Source organism: Enterovibrio norvegicus DSM 15893, assembly GCF_900115495.1.
GTDB lineage: Bacteria > Pseudomonadota > Gammaproteobacteria > Enterobacterales > Vibrionaceae > Enterovibrio > Enterovibrio norvegicus.
The window spans coordinates 1-17,056 of sequence record NZ_FOWR01000064.1 but is presented as its reverse complement, the minus strand read 5'-3'; the positions used below and the strand labels follow the sequence as shown (position 1 = coordinate 17,056).

Sequence of the window (17,056 nt, the reverse complement as noted above, 5' to 3'; positions counted from 1 at the left end):
CGGTGTATCAAGGTCAAACTCGCCCTCTTCGGTTTTGACACGTTTGCTGCTCGTGCCATTCCGACTGTTGTTTGATGGCGACTTTTGATGTTTTTCGTAGCCTAGGTGCTCATCCATTTCAGCATTCAACGCTGCTTCGACGGTGATTTTTTTCAACATCTGGCTAAATTCGTTCAAGTCCTCAGGTGTTTTGATACCTTTGGCTGCTTCCTTTGCGAAAGCTTCGAGTTCTTTCTTGTTCATGCGCATCTGCCTATCCTTAACTCTCATTAGAGTATGGTGTGATAGCCAGTTACACAAAATTAGTTACAGTCTCGCGTTAGCGGAACATCAAGAATTAATCCGTATTCTTTTCGCTTTTCCCTTCTGCTCTTCCTCTTATCTCGTCTCTCAATACTCGCTTTCTGCTCTAACGAATCAATTAAACAAACTATTAAACCACCCCACAGGATCGGGCTTATCACAGCGCTTACGCCATGCGCCGGTTGGATCCCACATTGGCAGCTTTAGCTTGCTGAAACAGTCCGTCAAAAATTGGCTGTCTTTCACCGTATACGGCACCGTGGTCAAATTCTCGGGCCAGCTTAACGTCAGCGGCTCAGGTTGACGGGCTGTCATGTAATCTGCATACACACGTAACGCTCCCGATGAGCCGGTGAGTTTGGTCGATTTGTTGTCATCACGCCCCAACCACACAGTCACCACTTCTCGCCCATCAATACCTACGTACCAACTGTCGCGATTGTTATCTGTTGTACCGGTTTTACCCGCAAGTCCGGCCCATCCAAAAGACGGCTGCAAGAAACGCGCTGTCCCTGATTTGACCACATCTTTCATGGCGTAAATCGTCAACCAACTCGCTTGCTCGGAGACTGTTTGACTTGCCTTTGGCCAATTGCGATAAAGCACCTGCCCTTGTTGTGTCACTACAGCACGCAATGCCGTTAATGGCGCTTTGCGACCACCACTGCCCAGCGTTTGGAACATCTGGGTCACTTCCATTGGCGTGAGCGTAAATGCGCCCAACAACAAAGACGGTACGCGAGTAATTTGTGCAGGGTCGACACCAAGGTCATCAAAGGTATCAATCACGGTATTCAGACCCAGCGCGAGGCCAAGGTTCACCGTGGGTACGTTGTAAGAGTTTGCCAATGCTTTGAGCAAAGGAACCTGCCCGCGGTATTTGCGATCATAGTTACGAGGACGCCATTCACTGCCTTGATCGCCTTTTAACACAACAGGTTTGTCATCTAATGGTGTGGCAAGGTTGTATTTCTCAGGTTCAGACAGCGCCGCAAGGTATACAGCAGGCTTTGAAAGCGAACCAATCTGACGACTGCCATTCAACGCGCGGTTGAAACCCGCATATCCCGGACGGCTTCCACCCACCATGGCCCGAATTTCACCACTTTGACGATCGGCAATCACCACCGCCGCTTCCAGTTTGTCACCCGCGACCTTGCGCAGCTCTTTGACCTTTTTCACCACCGTCTTTTCAATCAAGGATTGAGACAACGGATCAAGCGTACTGAACACGCGTAGTCCGCTTTCCGGATTAAATTGGTTGCCAACACGCTCTCGAATTTCTCGGGTTAGCTGCTCAAAGTAAGCGGGCTGGCGGCTATTCAAACTCGGTGATTGTTGAACATCTAACGGACGCGCTGCCGCTTGCGCGTATTGGTTGGCGGTCAGTACATTGCCTTGCATCATCATGCGTAGCACGAGATCTCGACGCTCTTGAGCGCGTTCGGGGTATCGCCAAGGGTTGTAGTAAGACGGTCCTTTCACCATGCCCACCAGCAACGCCAATTGGTCAATACGAAGCTCTTCAATCGGACGGCCGAAATACAGGCGTGCGCCCAATGGGAAACCATGCACGCCCTGCCCTCTCGCTTGCCCTAAATAGACTTCGTTAAGGTAAGCTTCAAGAATACGGTCTTTGCTGTAGCGGTAATCCAAAATGATGGCGATATACGCTTCCTGTACTTTTCGCCATAAGGTTCTGTCACGAGTAAGGAAGAGGTTTTTGGCCAACTGTTGCGTCAAGGTTGAGCCACCTTGCACCGTTCGTCCTGCCCGAATGTTCGCAACAAGCGCACGGGCTATCGCCATTGGAGAGACACCATCGTGATGATAGAAATCACGGTCCTCAGTCGTCAGCAAGGCATCAACAAGAAATTCAGGAAAACGCTCTCGAGGAAGGAATATACGCTGCTCGTCAGTGTTAGATTCCATCATGCCCAACAGCTTAGGTTCTATACGCAGATAACCACGTTGTTTACCACTGTCCAACTGCTTGATGGCACTGACACCGCCATCTTTGAAGGAAATCATGACGTGTTGTGCTTGTTCCGGTCCATCTTCAAATTCGAAAGGACGACGCACTAACTCCACACGTGTTTTTGACGAGGAGTACTCCCCAGGGCGCTGCGGATTTCGCACTTTGTTGTAATTAAGCAAATCCAATTCACGTTTGAGCGTTGTAATATCGACGGGCTCTCCCGGTGCCACATGCAGAACACGGCCATAGACGACCGCAGGCAGTTGCCAGATTTGTCCTTCAAAGCGCTCTTGGATTTTCCCATCAAGGTAAATCCCCAAAATGGCCAGCGCAGCAATACCCACCAATGCCAGTTTGAAACCCAATGATAAAAGGCGGCGTCCCCACCCTTTTGACGGTGGGCTTTTCTTCGTGCCTCGCTTAGAAGCAGTAGATTTAGTGGCGGCGGTTTTTGAACGCGTTCGTGACGTCGTTTTTTTTGGTGTTGGTTTTGTCATGGATTTGTCGTTCAAGATCCCGGTTTAAAGTGGCGTTTCGTTAGCTTTGTCGGCTGATGATTTGCAGGGTCATCTGGCCATACATGCTTGGGGTATCGCCCTTTCATTTCTTTTTGTACTTCGCGGTAGGCACCTTGCCAAAAGCCCGCTAAGTCTTGTGTTATTTGCAATGGTCGCTGTGCAGGGCTGAGCAATTCCACCACCAGTGTCACTTGCCCATCAGCAATGGTGGGTGATGATGCCTGACCATACATTTCTTGCATCTTCACCGCCAATGCTGGCTTTTGATCAGAATGATAGCGAATGCGGTACGTTGAGCCCGTTGGCACTTGATAGGTTTCAGGTAACAAACGATTAAGCTGCTTTGTATTCTCCCAACCAATGCGTGCTTCGAGTGCGCTGTACACATCCACACTCTTTAAGCCGTTCATCCCTTTCACACCATTCATGAACGGGGCAAACCAACCTTCAAGTTCACCTAATAGGCTTTCTTCATCCATGGCTGGAAGCACAATAGCCAGTTCCCATGCGATGGCACAACGTGCACGGGTTAACAGGCTCTGTGTCTTATCCGACAAGGTTAAGCATGACAGGCCTTTTCGCTTCACCGCTTGCAGCAATGCTTGTGTTCGGTGTTCGTCGCTCACGTTAGTGATCGGGGTACGAGAGACAACGATGTCACCACAGCACACCCGCTTTTCCGCCACCAACGCGCCTTTCTTATCGTCCCAGTCTACCCACTCTCGTTGAGAAAACAGTGAAGGTAACTGGGTTTGCAGATCATCCATGTCAGCACGGCAGGCGGTAAAGATACGGCTATCTCCTTGGGAGACGCTCATCAGATCAATCGCAATCAGGCATTTTTCATCAGACATTGGGTGTTGGTCATCAAGCTTGGCACCGTGGCCATTACTCAATAAATACCGCCCATCCGTACCGCGCGATTGCGCCACCCTGTCTGGCCATGCCGAGGCTGCCAACACAGGTAGCCAATCAGCCTTAGTATCTAACTGCAAACGTCCATTCAAACGTTCCGCCAATTGTTGGGCGCGTTGCAAATGCGGCCCTTTGCGCCCCGCCAAGCTCATCAGTTGTAAGCGAAGGTCTGGGTCTCTACTTCCTCTTGGCGGCTCTTCCGCCCATGCGGCCAACCAAGCGGCTGTCGACAAGGCTGAGGCATCAAAGCCTTCGGCAGTCACCAGCATCGCACCTAAACGGGCATCCGTACCGAGTGCCGCAACGCGTTTACCTTTAGCAGTTAACCCGCCAGATGTATCCAGCACACCCAACTGCATTAATAGGTTAACGGCTTGCTGCCAGTGCTGCGTTGGCGGTAGGTCAAGCCATTGCAAGTCTTGCGGTGAGCATCCCCATTGCAGCAGCTCCAACACCAACTGCGTTAAGTCACTGGTGGTCATTTCAGGATCCGGCACTGCACGCATGCGTTGAAAAGTTTCTTCACTGTAAAGGCGCAAACACACCCCATCAGACAAACGCCCTGCACGGCCTGCGCGCTGCACGGCTGACGAGCGCGCTATTTGAATCGTATCAAGTTTGGTGATGCCTGTTTTTCGATTAAATCGTGCGACACGCTCTATGCCGCTGTCCACCACTAAACGAATCCCCTCAATGGTCAAACTGGTCTCAGCGATGTTGGTGGCAAGCACCACTTTTCTTTTACCGTTTGGCGCTGGGGCGATGGCGGCTTGTTGCTCTTTGGCAGTAAGCTGACCGTACAAAGGACAAACCAACACATCACTTGATACTCTGTCGCGCAACGCGTCAGCAGTACGCTGTATTTCACCCACACCGGGCAAGAACACCAAAGCAGATCCCGACTCTTTCTCAAGCAATTGCGCGACTGCACTTGCGACCACATTCTCGTAGCCATATTGACGTGGCACTGTTTGATAGCGTGCTTCAACAGGAAAACTACGCCCTTCAGATTCAAGGTAGGCCGCGTCAGGCAACATCCCCGAGAGCGCACTGTCATCCAGGGTAGCGGACATAACGAGAAGCGTCAGATCATCACGCAGGCCTTGCTGAACATCTAAAGACAACGCCAACGCGAGATCCGCATGTAAACTGCGCTCATGAAATTCATCAAAGATCACCAGATCCACACCTGGCAATTCTGGGTCGGCTTGGATCATTCTCGTCAGCACACCTTCAGTGACAATCTCCAGTCTGGTTTTGTCACTGACACGGGTCTCCCCACGAACACGTAAGCCCACGGTTTCTCCGACTTTCTCACCACGAATTGTTGCCAAAAAAGTCGCAATATTTCGCGCCGCTAGTCGGCGAGGCTCTAGCAAAATGATTTTGCCGTCGAACACACCGCGTTCTAGCAATACATGAGGAAGTCGTGTTGATTTACCCGCACCGGGTGGCGCTTTGAGGATGACTTGAGGGTGTTCAGCCAATGCAGAAATAATGTCGTCGAGCACACTGTCGATGGGGAGCTGTGACAAATCAAAAGCCTTTGTGTCAGAATTACCAGCGAGCATTGTATACCCAAACAATCCCAAGATGCAGGATTCAGCGCCTGATATGAAGGCACCAGAGCCCCCACAAGCCGATCGCTTTTACTGATGAGGATAAAGTGAATGGAACGCACACGCCGTCTGTTCTTTGCATTAGATGTTTCAACACCAGAGAACGCTCAAGCGAAAGCAGAGATCATTAGGCTTAAGCACACCCTTTCCCCGCTTGGTCAACCCGTGCTCGATGACAACCTCCATCTGACACTCGCTTTTCTCGGTGACGTCTCACAAGGTGCTTATTCCTCTCTATGCCATGCCGCTGACAAGATAGATGCTTCCGTCTTTTCACTTCGCACCGGGTCTATCGGGTATTTCAATAAGCCCAAAATACTCTGGCTGGGCATTCACCCCTCCCGCGAACTTGAACGCTTAGCTGAAAGCCTAAATACACTTAGCCACGCGGTGCTCGGCACAGACAAAGAGGGTATTCCTGATTCGCCTCGTTTCTTGCCCCATATAAGCCTGCTACGACAGGTTGAAGCCAGTGCTATTAATACGATTTCAGATGCGTATAAAGAGGGAATGTCGTCATCACTGACGGTGCAGCGTTTCGGCCTTTATCAATCGGCACCTCATCCAACACATAAAGGCGTGCAATATACCTGCCTAAACACCTGGCCTCTCTCTGCCGCCAAGCCAACACCAAAATCCGATTTTCCGTCTTATTCGTTAAAGGATGACCATGAACTTTGATCCACCATTGAAACCCGCCACCTTGATACGACGTTACAAACGTTTTCTGGCCGATGTCCAACTGCCTGATGGTACGGAACGTACCATTCACTGTGCCAACACTGGTGCAATGACAGGGTGTGCAACACCCGGTGATACCGTGTGGTATTCCACGTCTGATAATGCAAAAAGAAAATATCCTAACAGTTGGGAAGTGACTGAAACGGCACATGGGCATGTCATATGTGTCAACACCGCGCAGGCAAACCGACTCGTGGTTGAAGCCATACGTCATGACGTGGTGGAAGAACTCGTGGGTTATGACACACTTCGCACCGAAGTGCCTTACGGCGAAGAGAAAAGCCGCATAGATATATTGTTGCAGTCAGACGGTCGGGAAGATTGCTATATCGAGGTAAAAAGCGTCACATTACTCGATAAAGATGGGCAGGGATTTTTCCCCGACACAGTCACAACGCGTGGACAAAAACATTTGCGAGAGTTGGCTACATTGGCGCAACAAGGGAAGCGTGCGGTCCTGTTTTTCGCGGTCCTGCATTCAGGGATCGAGAAGGTTTCCGCAGCAAAACATATAGATGCGGTCTATAATCAGTTACTTATAGAAGCAGCGTCATCAGGAGTAGACATTATCTGCTACCAAGCTGCGCTGTCATCTGCCCAAATAAGCATAAAAAACAAGGTCCCGTTTTACCGGATCTGAGAAAAAATGCTGACATGTTCACAATGGGGTTACGCAAGGCGAAAACAAAGATTGCCTCGTATATAGGTTTCTGATATAGATACCGCCCTCTTTTGACCGAGCAGGTCAGGGTGTATTTAGGAGAACGCTTACATGCCAGAAAGCAAAGTAAAAAAATCGCTGGGCATCCTGGCTACCGCCGGGTTAGAACCTTACCAAGAAAAGGCTGGCGAGGAGTACATGAATGATCAGCAAGTTGATCATTTCCGTAAAATCCTTGAAGCGTGGCGCAACCAACTTCGTGAAGAAGTTGATCGCACCGTTCACCACATGCAGGACGAAGCCGCAAACTTCCCAGATCCTGTCGACCGCGCAGCTCAGGAAGAAGAATTCAGCCTTGAACTACGCAACCGTGACCGTGAACGCAAGCTGATCAAAAAGATCGCAAAAACCCTTCAACGTTTAGAAGATGACGATTTTGGTTTTTGTGATTCTTGTGGTGTCGAGATTGGCGTACGCCGTCTTGAAGCTCGCCCAACTGCTGATCTTTGCATTGACTGCAAAACGCTCGCAGAAATCAAAGAAAAGCAAATGGCCGGCTAAGGTTTACGCTTTCCAGCGAATAATGGCAAAAAGGGAGCTTTGGCTCCCTTTTTCCTTTTTCGTTTCAGGTGAAACTTCAGTGTCCAAACAAACACGTAAACCTTGGTTATGACAAACACGCAATACATAGGGCGATTTGCCCCTTCGCCATCCGGCCCGCTTCATTTCGGTTCGCTCATTGCTGCGCTTGGTAGCTACCTTCAAGCACGCGCCCATCATGGTCAATGGCTGGTGCGCATTGAAGATATCGATCCGCCGCGTGAAATCGCGGGGGCATCTGATGCTATCTTGAAAACCCTGGATGCATTCGGGTTGCACTGGGACGGTGACGTGCTCTATCAGCACACCCGCAGCGATGCCTATCAAGCGCAAATTGAGGCTTGGTTAAAAACAGGGCAAGCCTACTATTGCCAATGTACTCGCAAGCAAATCAAAGATTCTGGTGGTGTCTATTCCGGTATCTGTCGTCATCGTGCATTATCGTCGGTAGAAGCGGCTGTACGCGTTTGTATAGAGCATCCCATCACTGAGTTCGTTGACGTGCGTCACGGCATCATGCCCCTCGATAGCGCGATGGCAAGCGAAGACTTTATCATTAAGCGCCGAGATGGCCTTTTCGCGTATAATTTAGCCGTGGTACTTGATGACATCGAACAAGGTGTCACTGAAGTGGTTCGTGGCGCAGATTTGATTGAGCCAACAGGCCGACAAGTCTCTTTGTATCAAAAGTTGGGCGCAGAACCGGTCAGCTATTTACACTTGCCGCTTGCACTCAATGCTGACGGGAATAAGCTTTCTAAGCAAAACCACGCGCCTGCGATCAATAACACGCGTCCAGGCCCCGCTATTGAAGCGGCATTGGCCTTTTTAGGTCATCCAGTACCCATAGAATTACAAGGTGCCCCCATCCCAACATTGTTGGGTTGGGGGATAGAAAATTGGCAGATCGAGAAGCTGCCAGCAGTAACGGAAGTTATTACAGCTTTCTAAAATACAGGGCCGTGATATATGATATGCCGTCGTTTTTATGGCCCGACCTGTCACATACGAGGTGAGTTATCTTTAATCGAGTTACCAGCTTTTGCCGTAAGGTATTGAATCGCGATAATAAAGTGCGCGAGATTGATGACCTGAAGCTTGAAATCATTCCTCGCCAAGAGCACGGTATATCAAGAAAAGATATCAGCGAAAATGCGCTGAAGGTACTTTATCGCCTGAATAAAGCCGGGTATGAAGCCTATCTTGTTGGCGGCGGTGTTCGCGATCTGTTGTTAGAAACAGAACCTAAAGACTTTGATATCGCCACTAACGCGACCCCTGATGAAGTGCGCAAATTGTTCCGCAATTGCCGCCTCGTTGGTCGTCGCTTCCGCTTGGCACACATTTTATTTGGTCGCGACGTCATTGAAGTCGCCACCTTCCGCGGTCACCATTCAGGTGAAAAAAGCGAAAGCAAAGGCGATAAAAACGCGAGCCAATCACAATCAAATGATGGCATGCTGCTTCGCGATAACGTGTATGGCACGATCGACGAAGATGCACAGCGCCGCGATTTCACCGTAAATGCCCTGTATTACAACATTGATGATTTTTCTGTTCGTGATTACGCAGGCGGTGTAGAAGACCTTAAAAATCGCGTGATCCGTCTTATTGGTGATCCTGAAACACGCTATCGCGAAGACCCTGTACGCATGCTGCGTGCTGTGCGTTTTGCGGCGAAGCTAAACATGGAAATCAATGCAGCCACTGCCGCGCCAATTCCAGCGCTGGCACATTTGCTGCGTGATATTCCGTCAGCCCGTCTGTTTGAAGAAAGCCTAAAACTGCTTCAATCAGGCCACGGTTATGACACCTATGTCATGCTTCGAGAGTACAACCTGTTTTCACCACTGTTCCCGATCTTAGAAGAACACTTCACTGAAGATCGTAACAGCAAGTGTGAGCAGATGATGGCGCTCGTGCTGAAATCAACGGATGAACGCATCGCGACCCAACAGCGCATTAACCCAGCATTCATGTATGCAGCAATGCTCTGGTATCCATTGGAAACGCGCGCGGAAGAAATCGCCTTCGAAAGTGGTCTTAGCTACTACGATGCGTTTATGGTCGCTGCAAATGACATCCTTGATGAGCAAGTGAAGTCGATTGCGATCCCTCGTCGCTTTACCGCGATGATCCGCGACATTTGGCAATTGCAGCTTCGCTTAAGCCGCCGCTCAGGAACCCGTGCATACAAACTGCTGGAACAACAAAAGTTCCGCGCAGCGTACGACTTCCTTGATATGCGTGGCAACGTTGAAGGCGGTCAGTTGAGTGAGTTGGCGCAATGGTGGAATGACTTCCAACGCGCAGACCGTGATGGTCGCAACGACATGGTTCAAGTGCTGAACAAAGCCAGTTCTACGAAGAAGGTACGCCGTCGTCGCAAAGCGAAACCACGTCGTCGTAAACCGCAGTCGAACCAAGAATCATGATCCGTGTTTACATTGCGATTGGCAGTAATCTTGGCAATCCGGTAGAAAAAGCCTCTTTGGCGATTGATGCCTTAAAGCAGCTACCGAACACACAATTTGTCTGTTGTTCCTCGCTGTATAGCAGCAAACCAATGGGGCCTTCAGACCAGCCAGATTACGTTAATGCAGTCGCAATTGTTGACACTTTGCTCGAACCGTTAGATCTTCTTGACCAGACACAGCGCATTGAGCTGGAGTTTGGTCGTGAGCGTAAGGACGAACGCTGGGGACCAAGGACGTTGGATTTGGATATCCTCCTCTTTGGTGACCTGCAAATAAACAGTGAACGGTTGACCGTTCCACACTACGGGATGAAAGTGCGGGAGTTCGTGCTTTACCCTCTCGCCGAAATTGCCCCTGACTTACATCTGCCCGATGGGAGTGCAGTCACCGATTTAGTGGCCGTCGTTGATAAAAACGGCCTTACCGCTATCGCGTGACCACAAGGCGAAACCGCCTTTCAGACAGTAAGCAGGGTTTGGGAGACAAGATGAAAAAGATTACGATAAACACCCTAATGACATGGAAGCAGGAAGGGCGTAAGTTTGCTACCGCAACCGCATACGATGCGAGTTTTGCGCAGCTTTTCGAACAACAAGAAATGCCACTACTGCTGGTCGGTGATTCTTTAGGTATGGTGCTTCAAGGTAAGAGTGACACGCTGTCAGTCTCGATTGAAGAAATTGCCTACCACACGCGCAGTGTCCGTGCAGGCAGTCCAAGCTGCTTGTTAATGGCTGACATGCCATTTATGTCTTTCTCTACCCCAGAACAAGCCTGTGAAAATGCGGCCGTGCTGATGAAAGCTGGCGCGAACATGGTGAAGGTAGAAGGCGGTCGCTGGCTAGCAGAAACCATTACTACGCTGACACAACGCGCCGTGCCTGTTTGTGCCCACCTTGGTTTAACGCCACAGTCGGTCAATATTTTCGGCGGCTTTAAAGTACAAGGTCGTAGCGAAGAACAAGCAGAGCAAATGCTACAAGATGCCCTTGCCCTTGAAGCGGCAGGCGCACAAATTATTTTGCTTGAGTGTGTACCCAAAGCACTTGCAGCACGCATTACTGACGCGGTTCGCGTACCGGTGATTGGTATCGGCGCAGGTAATGCTACCGATGGCCAAATCCTTGTGATGCATGACATGTTTGGTATTTCGGCGAACTACATTCCACGTTTTTCAAAAAACTACCTCGCGGAAACGGGTGACTTACGTCAAGCCGTTACACGCTATATCGAAGAAGTTGCAACTGGTGAGTTTCCTGGCCCAGAGCAGACGTTTAATTAAGGAATGCTGAAATTATGCAAGTGATCGCTGAGATTGCTCCACTACGTGACCAGATCCTTCAATGGCGTCGCGAGGGGCAGCGAATCGCATTTGTTCCGACCATGGGACACCTTCACGACGGGCATTTGACCCTTGTCAGAAAGGCGCGTGAAAACGCGGACGTCGTTGTTGTTAGCATTTTCGTTAACCCAATGCAGTTTGATAAAAACGACGACCTCGTGGCGTACCCTCGCACCTTAGAAGAAGACACAGCCAAACTCCATGCAGAAGTAATCGATGTGCTTTTCACACCAAGTGCAGACGTTATGTACCCACAAGGCATGGATAACCACGTTTCGATTGAAGTACCTTCTCTTTCAAACATTCTTGAAGGTGCATCTCGCCCAGGTCACTTTAAAGGTGTGGCGACGGTGGTCAGCAAGCTGTTCAATATCGTTCAGCCTGATGTTGCCTTGTTTGGCGAAAAAGACTTCCAACAACTTGCCGTGATCAACAAGATGGTGGCAGATTTAGCGTTACCGATTGCCATCGTTCCCGTTCCTACGGTTCGCGAGATGGACGGCCTTGCGATGAGCAGCCGCAACTCTCGTCTGACGGTAGATGAACGTCAGCGCGCGCCAGTGCTTGCGAAAACGCTACGCTGGATCAGCAGCCAGATGCGTGGTGGTCGTAATGATTACAGCGAATTGGTGCTTGATGGTAACGATCAGCTTCGTGCGGCAGGGCTTGAGCCAGATGAAATTTTCATTCGTGACGCTCACTCGCTGCAACCGGTGACAGAGCAAACGTCGAAAGCCGTTATCCTTGCGTCAGTGAAGCTGGGCCAAGTTCGCTTGATTGATAACTTGATGGTTGAACTGACTGTTGCACAAACCGAAGAGTGCAGCGAAGAATAAGCACACAAACACATTGGTGCCTGCTTTTTGCCTGAATAAAAAAACCGCCAATGGCGGTTTTTTTTGTTTTTATAATGGTTTTTCTTCTCACGTAAAAGCGCGGCTGTTACGTTCTTAGCCCAATACCGCGACTGATCAGATACCAAGCCACCGAATACAGCGCAACAATAAACGCAACCAGTACCGAAAATGACGTCACGATACTGACATCCGACACGCCAAGGAAGCCATAGCGGAAGGCATTGACCATATAAACAATCGGGTTCAGCTTCGACACGCCCTGCCAAAATTCTGGTAACAGTGACAACGAATAAAACACACCACCCAAGTAGGTCAATGGCGTCAGGATAAACGTTGGAATGATGCTGATGTCATCGAATGTTTTTGCATACACCGCATTGATCAAGCCGCCAAGCGAAAACACAATCGATGTGAGCAACACGGTCGCGACAACCACACTCAAGTGCGCGATGTGAAGGTCGACAAAGAACATCGATACCATCGATACGATAAACCCGACCGCTAAACCTCGACTCACACCGCCACCCACATAGCCGGCGATAATGATGTAGTTTGGCACGGGCGCCACCATCAGCTCTTCAATGTTACGCTGCATTTTGGTGCTAAAAAATGAAGAGGCCACATTAGAGTATGAGTTGGTGATCACTGACATCATGATCAGACCCGGCACAATGTATGCCATGTAGCTGAAGCCTCCCATTTCACCAATACGGCTACCAATGAGGTTGCCGAAAATAACAAAATACAGCGTCATGGTGATGGCTGGCGGTACCAATGTTTGTACCCAAATACGGCTGTAACGGGTAATTTCTTTAATCAGTAGGCTTTTAAATGCAACCCAATAGGCTTTGTTCATGCTGATACCTCCTCGCTGTTACGCACGAGATTCACGAAGAGTTCTTCCAATCGGTTTGCTTTATTTCGCATAGAAAGTACTTGAATGCGTTGTTCTGACAACTGTGCAAACACCGTATTCAATCCCGTGTCTTTGTGCACTTCCACCTCTAAGGTATGGTCATCCACTTGCAGCCATTTTACGTTTTCGAGATGTGTCACCTTGCTGTCTGGAGCCAGATCTAGCACAAAGGTTTCCACATCCAGCTTTTTCAGTAGCGCCTTCATCGAGGTGTCTTCCACCAACTCACCACGGTTTATGATGCCGATATTGCGACATAGCATTTCCGCTTCTTCAAGGTAATGGGTCGTCAAGATAATGGTGATGCCTTGCGCGTTGATCTCTTTCAAAAACGTCCACATTGAGCGGCGCAATTCAATATCCACGCCTGCTGTTGGCTCATCAAGAATGAGAAGTTTCGGTTCATGCATCAAGGCACGCGCGATCATCAACCGACGCTTCATCCCGCCAGAAAGCGTGCGAGAAGGCTCATCGCGTTTTTCCCACAAATCCAGCAACGACAGGTACTTCTTCGCACGTACTTTTGCTTCAGCACGTTCTACGCCGTAATAACCCGCTTGATTTAGCAGAATTTGCTCAACTTTTTCGTATTGGTTGAAGTTAAATTCTTGCGGCACGAGACCCAACTGCTTTTTGGCTTCAACAAGATCCGTGTCGATGTCATAACCAAAAATCTTCACCTTGCCTGAGGTCTTGTTCACCAAGGAACTGATGATGCCGATAGTGGTAGATTTCCCCGCCCCGTTAGGACCAAGCAAGGCATAGAAATCCCCTTGCTGCACCGAAAGAGAAACCCCTTTCAGCGCTTTTGTATCTGTGCCATACACTTTGACCAGATTATCGATTTCGATTGCTTTCATAATTCCCTGAATATGTGTTTAAGGCATCACTTCAGTGAGCCGTTTCGCTGCATGCAATGCATCATGACGCGAGTCGAAGACATGTGGATCGCAGATCCAATCTCCAACGTGAAGTCTCTCTAATTGTTCTTTGGTTTGCTGATGAGGGCATAGCAAGAAGACAGTACAGTTCGCTTCTCGCGCATCTTTAATGGCGTTTTCAAGCGCCAACCCTACGGTCATGTCGATGAGCGGTACATCGCTCAAATCGAGGATCATGACGCGGTATTCGCCGATCTTCGCATGTTGACGCGAGATCGCTTTCGAAACGCTAAAGATCATCGGGCCTGACAGATAGAAAAACAATACCTTTCCATCCGACTCATCCAATAAAGCGCGCTCGTCTTCGGAAAGAGGCACATCATCATCGTCCGCATCGCTGATTGCGCGTACTTGTTTTGCTTGCTCGCGGCTCAAACGCTCGATCACGATAATGTTAGAAATAAAGACACCGAGTCCCACCGCCACAATCAAGTCCACAAAAACAGTCAAGATCATCACACCATACATGATGGCGGTTTGGTGCTTACTCACCTTATGTGCGCGCTGAAGGAAGCTCCAATCGAGAATATTAATACCGACATACAGTGCAATACCTGCCAGCACAGCCATCGGAATAGGGGCGGTCAAAAAGCCAGCCACCAGCACGACAGCCGCAAGAATCAGTGCGCGTACTATGCCAGCCAAGGGAGATCTCGCCCCCACTTGAACATTGACCACTGTGCCCATGGTTGCGCCAGCACCAGGCAATGCACCGAATAAGCCTGACACCATGTTTGCGATGCCCTGCCCGCGCAATTCTTTGTCTGAATTGTGCTCTTCACGCGTCAACGAATCTGCGATAACTGCGGTTAGCAAGGTATCAATACACCCTAACGTACCCAACACCAATGCATCGATGACCATGGTGGTGAGCATTTCAGGTGTAAAAGTAGGCAGCACAAGTGAAGGCAACCCTGTCGGAATTTCACCAATGCGTCGAATGCTGTCGAGATCGAAAATCAATAAAGAAAGCAGCGTCACCAACACCAAAGCGACAAGCTGCGCCGGGACATAACGACGGTATTTTTTGGGAAAATAGAAAAGAATGACGAGGGTCAGCACCCCTAATAAAAGCTCTTTAAAGCTCAGGTTTAACACGGTGTCAGGGAAGGCTTGTAGCGTTCCTATTACGCCACCAGCAGGTGCGGGATGTCCCATCAATGGGCTGATTTGTAGCAATATCAGTATCACACCGATACCTGACATAAAACCGGATATCACACTGTAGGGCATCAGGGTGACGTATTTTCCGAGCCTTAACGTACCCAGCAATACCTGAAATGCACCCGCCATCATCACAACGGTGAACCCCATCGCCATGCCCGTTTCTGGGTAGCGCGCCATCATGGAGGTTAATACCGCCGTCATGATCACGGTCATCGGGCCGGTTGGCTCTGAGATCAATGAGGACGAGCCGCCAAATAAGGCCGCGAATAAGCCAACTAATATTGCGCCCCACAATCCCGCTTCTGCACCCGCGCCCGAAGCAACACCAAAGGCCAGCGCCAAGGGCAAAGAAATAATTGCGGTCGTCACACCACCAAAAATGTCGCCTTTTAGGCTCCAATGCTTAAATCGGTCAAAGTTCACTACTTGCTCCCTGTGTTGTACTTCCTTTTTTCGGCAAGCCACCGAACTGCGCCGCTATTATATACCCAAACAACTTGAAGATGCCGGATTCAGCGAGCTTTACTGAGGTTATGGTCAAGGCGTCCCTTTGCCGATGTAGTGCGCTCCATCAAAAAGGGACAACACCGAGCATGGCGTCAGTAAACTCGCCCGAAGGGAGGCCCTCAGACATCGAGCATCATCAGGTTGTTTGGGTATACTCAAACAACCTGATGATGTGTGATTGCAGCGTCTATCCATGCGTTCCACTCGATACAAATCCATATCAGAACAGTCTTTTTACTTCGCTGGCGTAATACACGTGAAGATCATGTATTGATGAACCTATTTCAGGAAAATGAATGTGGATAGTCATTTTTAGATAAGGTGCGCGATATACCGCATAGATAGGGGGATTAAGCCTATAACCAGACATCAATAAAAACGAATGGCGAATTGAAATAGTTATATCAATGTACAAGGTGGTAAGAGGAGCTAAAATATTGAGGACGAAGTGTTAAATTGTATCTAATGATGATCTTTAGTGGTGTATAGTGTTTCGCCAGTTAGAGCATTTGGGGGCGCAATGGGACAGATTAAGCAGCTTTTAGCAAATAACCAGAAATGGTCGAAAACCATCAAGGAAGACAATCCAGAGTATTTTTCAGACCTCGCAAAATCTCAGCACCCTGAGTATCTTTGGATTGGTTGTTCAGATAGCCGCGTACCCGCTGAGCGCCTTACTGGGCTGGATTCAGGTGAACTATTCGTTCATCGAAATGTCGCCAATCAGGTCATTCACACAGATTTAAACTGTCTGTCTGTGGTGCAGTATGCCGTCGATGTGCTTCGCGTTAAACACATCATCATATGTGGCCACTACCGTTGTGGCGGTGTCCATGCTTCTATCGAAAACCCCAACTTGGGTCTGATTAATAACTGGCTGCTTCACATCAGTGATTTGTACCGTAAGCACAGCAAATACCTCAGCCCGTTTAGTTTGGAAGAACAAGGTAATCTGCTTTGCGAAATCAACGTTGCAGAGCAAGTGTATAACCTCGGTAGCTCAACCATTTTGAAAAACGCATGGGATCGCGGTCAGGACATTAAAATCCACGGCTGGTTTTATGACATCAGCGATGGCGTGCTTAAAGATCTCGCGATGACATCAAATAGTATTGAAACGCTGGAGTCGGGATACCACAACGCCATGTCGAAATACGTGCCGCCAGGTGACTAAGCGACACAACAAATAGACATAAAAAAAAGCGACCATGACGGTTAATGCCGATCGTTTTAAGTCATTGAACGATCCTACGCAGGCTTCATAATCGGCCTCAACATTGTTGAGGCCGATTTTTTATGTCTGAGTTTTTGAAAGAGTTACACATCACCGCTGAGTTTTGCCAAGACCACCCTATCAACGCATTCTCTAAACACATTCCTCTTGAGTGGGTTGAAGAAGCAGTCAAACAAACCGGACGCGCTTCTTTGCGTAAACGTCGCTTTCCCGCTGAGCAGGCTGTTTGGCTAGTTTTAGGGATTGGATTACTGCGCAATCGCTCGATTCAGAATGTTTG

The 17,056-nt window shown here is 49.2% G+C and carries 16 protein-coding genes; 10 read left to right on the top strand and 6 right to left on the bottom strand.

All coding sequences use genetic code 11. The annotated features are described in order from the left end of the window. The 3 genes from BM082_RS23400 to hrpB all read right to left on the bottom strand — a co-directional run. Positions 1 to 243, bottom strand: a 243-nt coding sequence (locus tag BM082_RS23400) for a transposase (RefSeq protein ID WP_244276078.1), incomplete at its 3' end; no start/stop codon positions are given. A gap of 174 nt (positions 244 to 417) precedes the next feature. Next, positions 418 to 2,778, bottom strand: a complete 2,361-nt coding sequence (gene mrcB / locus BM082_RS23395) for a penicillin-binding protein 1B (protein ID WP_074928854.1) — start codon at positions 2,776 to 2,778, stop codon at positions 418 to 420. Between the two features lie 11 nt (positions 2,779 to 2,789). Further along, positions 2,790 to 5,285 (bottom strand): ATP-dependent helicase HrpB, encoded by a 2,496-nt coding sequence (hrpB, locus tag BM082_RS23390; protein WP_074928853.1) that lies wholly within the window; start codon positions 5,283 to 5,285, stop codon positions 2,790 to 2,792. A gap of 99 nt (positions 5,286 to 5,384) precedes the next feature. On the opposite strand from hrpB, the gene thpR reads away from it, so the two are divergent. From thpR to panC, 8 genes are all read left to right on the top strand, one after another. Continuing rightward, positions 5,385 to 6,014, top strand: a complete 630-nt coding sequence (thpR, locus tag BM082_RS23385; RefSeq protein WP_017016583.1) for an RNA 2',3'-cyclic phosphodiesterase — start codon at positions 5,385 to 5,387, stop codon at positions 6,012 to 6,014. Further along, the gene (gene sfsA, locus BM082_RS23380) at positions 6,004 to 6,714 is read left to right on the top strand and encodes a DNA/RNA nuclease SfsA (RefSeq protein WP_017008354.1); all 711 of its coding nucleotides are present in this window, start codon (positions 6,004 to 6,006) and stop codon (positions 6,712 to 6,714) included. The genes thpR and sfsA overlap by 11 nt, the downstream gene beginning before the upstream one ends. Before the next feature lie 132 nt (positions 6,715 to 6,846). After that, positions 6,847 to 7,296 carry an RNA polymerase-binding protein DksA gene (gene dksA / locus BM082_RS23375; protein WP_017008353.1) on the top strand — a complete coding sequence of 150 codons (450 nt, stop codon included), beginning with the start codon at positions 6,847 to 6,849 and terminating at the stop codon, positions 7,294 to 7,296. Between the two features lie 108 nt (positions 7,297 to 7,404). After that, entirely contained in the window at positions 7,405 to 8,286 is an 882-nt protein-coding gene (gene gluQRS / locus BM082_RS23370) for a tRNA glutamyl-Q(34) synthetase GluQRS (RefSeq protein ID WP_017014577.1), read from the top strand. A gap of 68 nt (positions 8,287 to 8,354) precedes the next feature. Further along, positions 8,355 to 9,770, top strand: coding sequence for a polynucleotide adenylyltransferase PcnB (gene pcnB, locus BM082_RS23365; protein ID WP_074928851.1), 1,416 nt, complete (start codon positions 8,355 to 8,357; stop codon positions 9,768 to 9,770). Beyond that, the gene (gene folK, locus BM082_RS23360; RefSeq protein ID WP_074928849.1) at positions 9,767 to 10,249 is read left to right on the top strand and encodes a 2-amino-4-hydroxy-6-hydroxymethyldihydropteridine diphosphokinase; all 483 of its coding nucleotides are present in this window, start codon (positions 9,767 to 9,769) and stop codon (positions 10,247 to 10,249) included. Before pcnB ends, folK begins: the two co-directional genes overlap by 4 nt. Before the next feature lie 50 nt (positions 10,250 to 10,299). Further along, on the top strand, positions 10,300 to 11,094 hold the full coding sequence (panB, locus tag BM082_RS23355; RefSeq protein ID WP_017008349.1) for a 3-methyl-2-oxobutanoate hydroxymethyltransferase: 795 nt from the start codon (positions 10,300 to 10,302) through the stop codon (positions 11,092 to 11,094). A 14-nt stretch (positions 11,095 to 11,108) separates the two neighbouring features. Next, positions 11,109 to 11,990, top strand: coding sequence for a pantoate--beta-alanine ligase (gene panC, locus BM082_RS23350; protein WP_074928847.1), 882 nt, complete (start codon positions 11,109 to 11,111; stop codon positions 11,988 to 11,990). A gap of 106 nt (positions 11,991 to 12,096) precedes the next feature. Here panC and BM082_RS23345 read toward each other — a convergent pair whose 3' ends face one another. From BM082_RS23345 to BM082_RS23335, 3 genes are read right to left on the bottom strand one after another with little or no spacing between them, the layout of a single operon-like run. Beyond that, on the bottom strand, positions 12,097 to 12,867 hold the full coding sequence (locus BM082_RS23345; protein ID WP_017008347.1) for an ABC transporter permease: 771 nt from the start codon (positions 12,865 to 12,867) through the stop codon (positions 12,097 to 12,099). Continuing rightward, on the bottom strand, positions 12,864 to 13,787 hold the full coding sequence (locus BM082_RS23340) for an ABC transporter ATP-binding protein (protein WP_017008346.1): 924 nt from the start codon (positions 13,785 to 13,787) through the stop codon (positions 12,864 to 12,866). Before BM082_RS23340 ends, BM082_RS23345 begins: the two co-directional genes overlap by 4 nt. An 18-nt stretch (positions 13,788 to 13,805) precedes the next feature. Next, the gene (locus BM082_RS23335) at positions 13,806 to 15,458 is read right to left on the bottom strand and encodes a SulP family inorganic anion transporter (RefSeq protein WP_074928844.1); all 1,653 of its coding nucleotides are present in this window, start codon (positions 15,456 to 15,458) and stop codon (positions 13,806 to 13,808) included. 604 nt (positions 15,459 to 16,062) lie between these two features. On the opposite strand from BM082_RS23335, the gene can reads away from it, so the two are divergent. Then, a complete protein-coding gene (gene can, locus BM082_RS23330) occupies positions 16,063 to 16,716 on the top strand; it encodes a carbonate dehydratase (RefSeq protein WP_017007587.1) in 654 nt (217 codons plus the stop codon). 122 nt (positions 16,717 to 16,838) lie between these two features. Further along, the coding region (locus tag BM082_RS23325) for a transposase domain-containing protein (RefSeq protein ID WP_181955904.1) at positions 16,839 to 17,056 on the top strand (218 nt) is incomplete at its 3' end.

Excerpts from the sequence above, each read along its gene's own strand:
- thpR (WP_017016583.1), top strand. The coding sequence starts at position 5,385 with ATGGAACGCACACGCCGTCTGTTCTTTGCATTAGATGTTTCAACACCA.
- folK (WP_074928849.1), top strand. The coding sequence starts at position 9,767 with ATGATCCGTGTTTACATTGCGATTGGCAGTAATCTTGGCAATCCGGTA.
- hrpB (WP_074928853.1), bottom strand. The coding sequence starts at position 5,285 with ATGCTCGCTGGTAATTCTGACACAAAGGCTTTTGATTTGTCACAGCTC.
- panB (WP_017008349.1), top strand. The coding sequence starts at position 10,300 with ATGAAAAAGATTACGATAAACACCCTAATGACATGGAAGCAGGAAGGG.
- dksA (WP_017008353.1), top strand. The coding sequence starts at position 6,847 with ATGCCAGAAAGCAAAGTAAAAAAATCGCTGGGCATCCTGGCTACCGCC.
- sfsA (WP_017008354.1), top strand. The coding sequence starts at position 6,004 with ATGAACTTTGATCCACCATTGAAACCCGCCACCTTGATACGACGTTAC.
- mrcB (WP_074928854.1), bottom strand. The coding sequence starts at position 2,778 with ATGACAAAACCAACACCAAAAAAAACGACGTCACGAACGCGTTCAAAA.
- can (WP_017007587.1), top strand. The coding sequence starts at position 16,063 with ATGGGACAGATTAAGCAGCTTTTAGCAAATAACCAGAAATGGTCGAAA.
- gluQRS (WP_017014577.1), top strand. The coding sequence starts at position 7,405 with ATGACAAACACGCAATACATAGGGCGATTTGCCCCTTCGCCATCCGGC.
- BM082_RS23340 (WP_017008346.1), bottom strand. The coding sequence starts at position 13,787 with ATGAAAGCAATCGAAATCGATAATCTGGTCAAAGTGTATGGCACAGAT.
- panC (WP_074928847.1), top strand. The coding sequence starts at position 11,109 with ATGCAAGTGATCGCTGAGATTGCTCCACTACGTGACCAGATCCTTCAA.
- BM082_RS23345 (WP_017008347.1), bottom strand. The coding sequence starts at position 12,867 with ATGAACAAAGCCTATTGGGTTGCATTTAAAAGCCTACTGATTAAAGAA.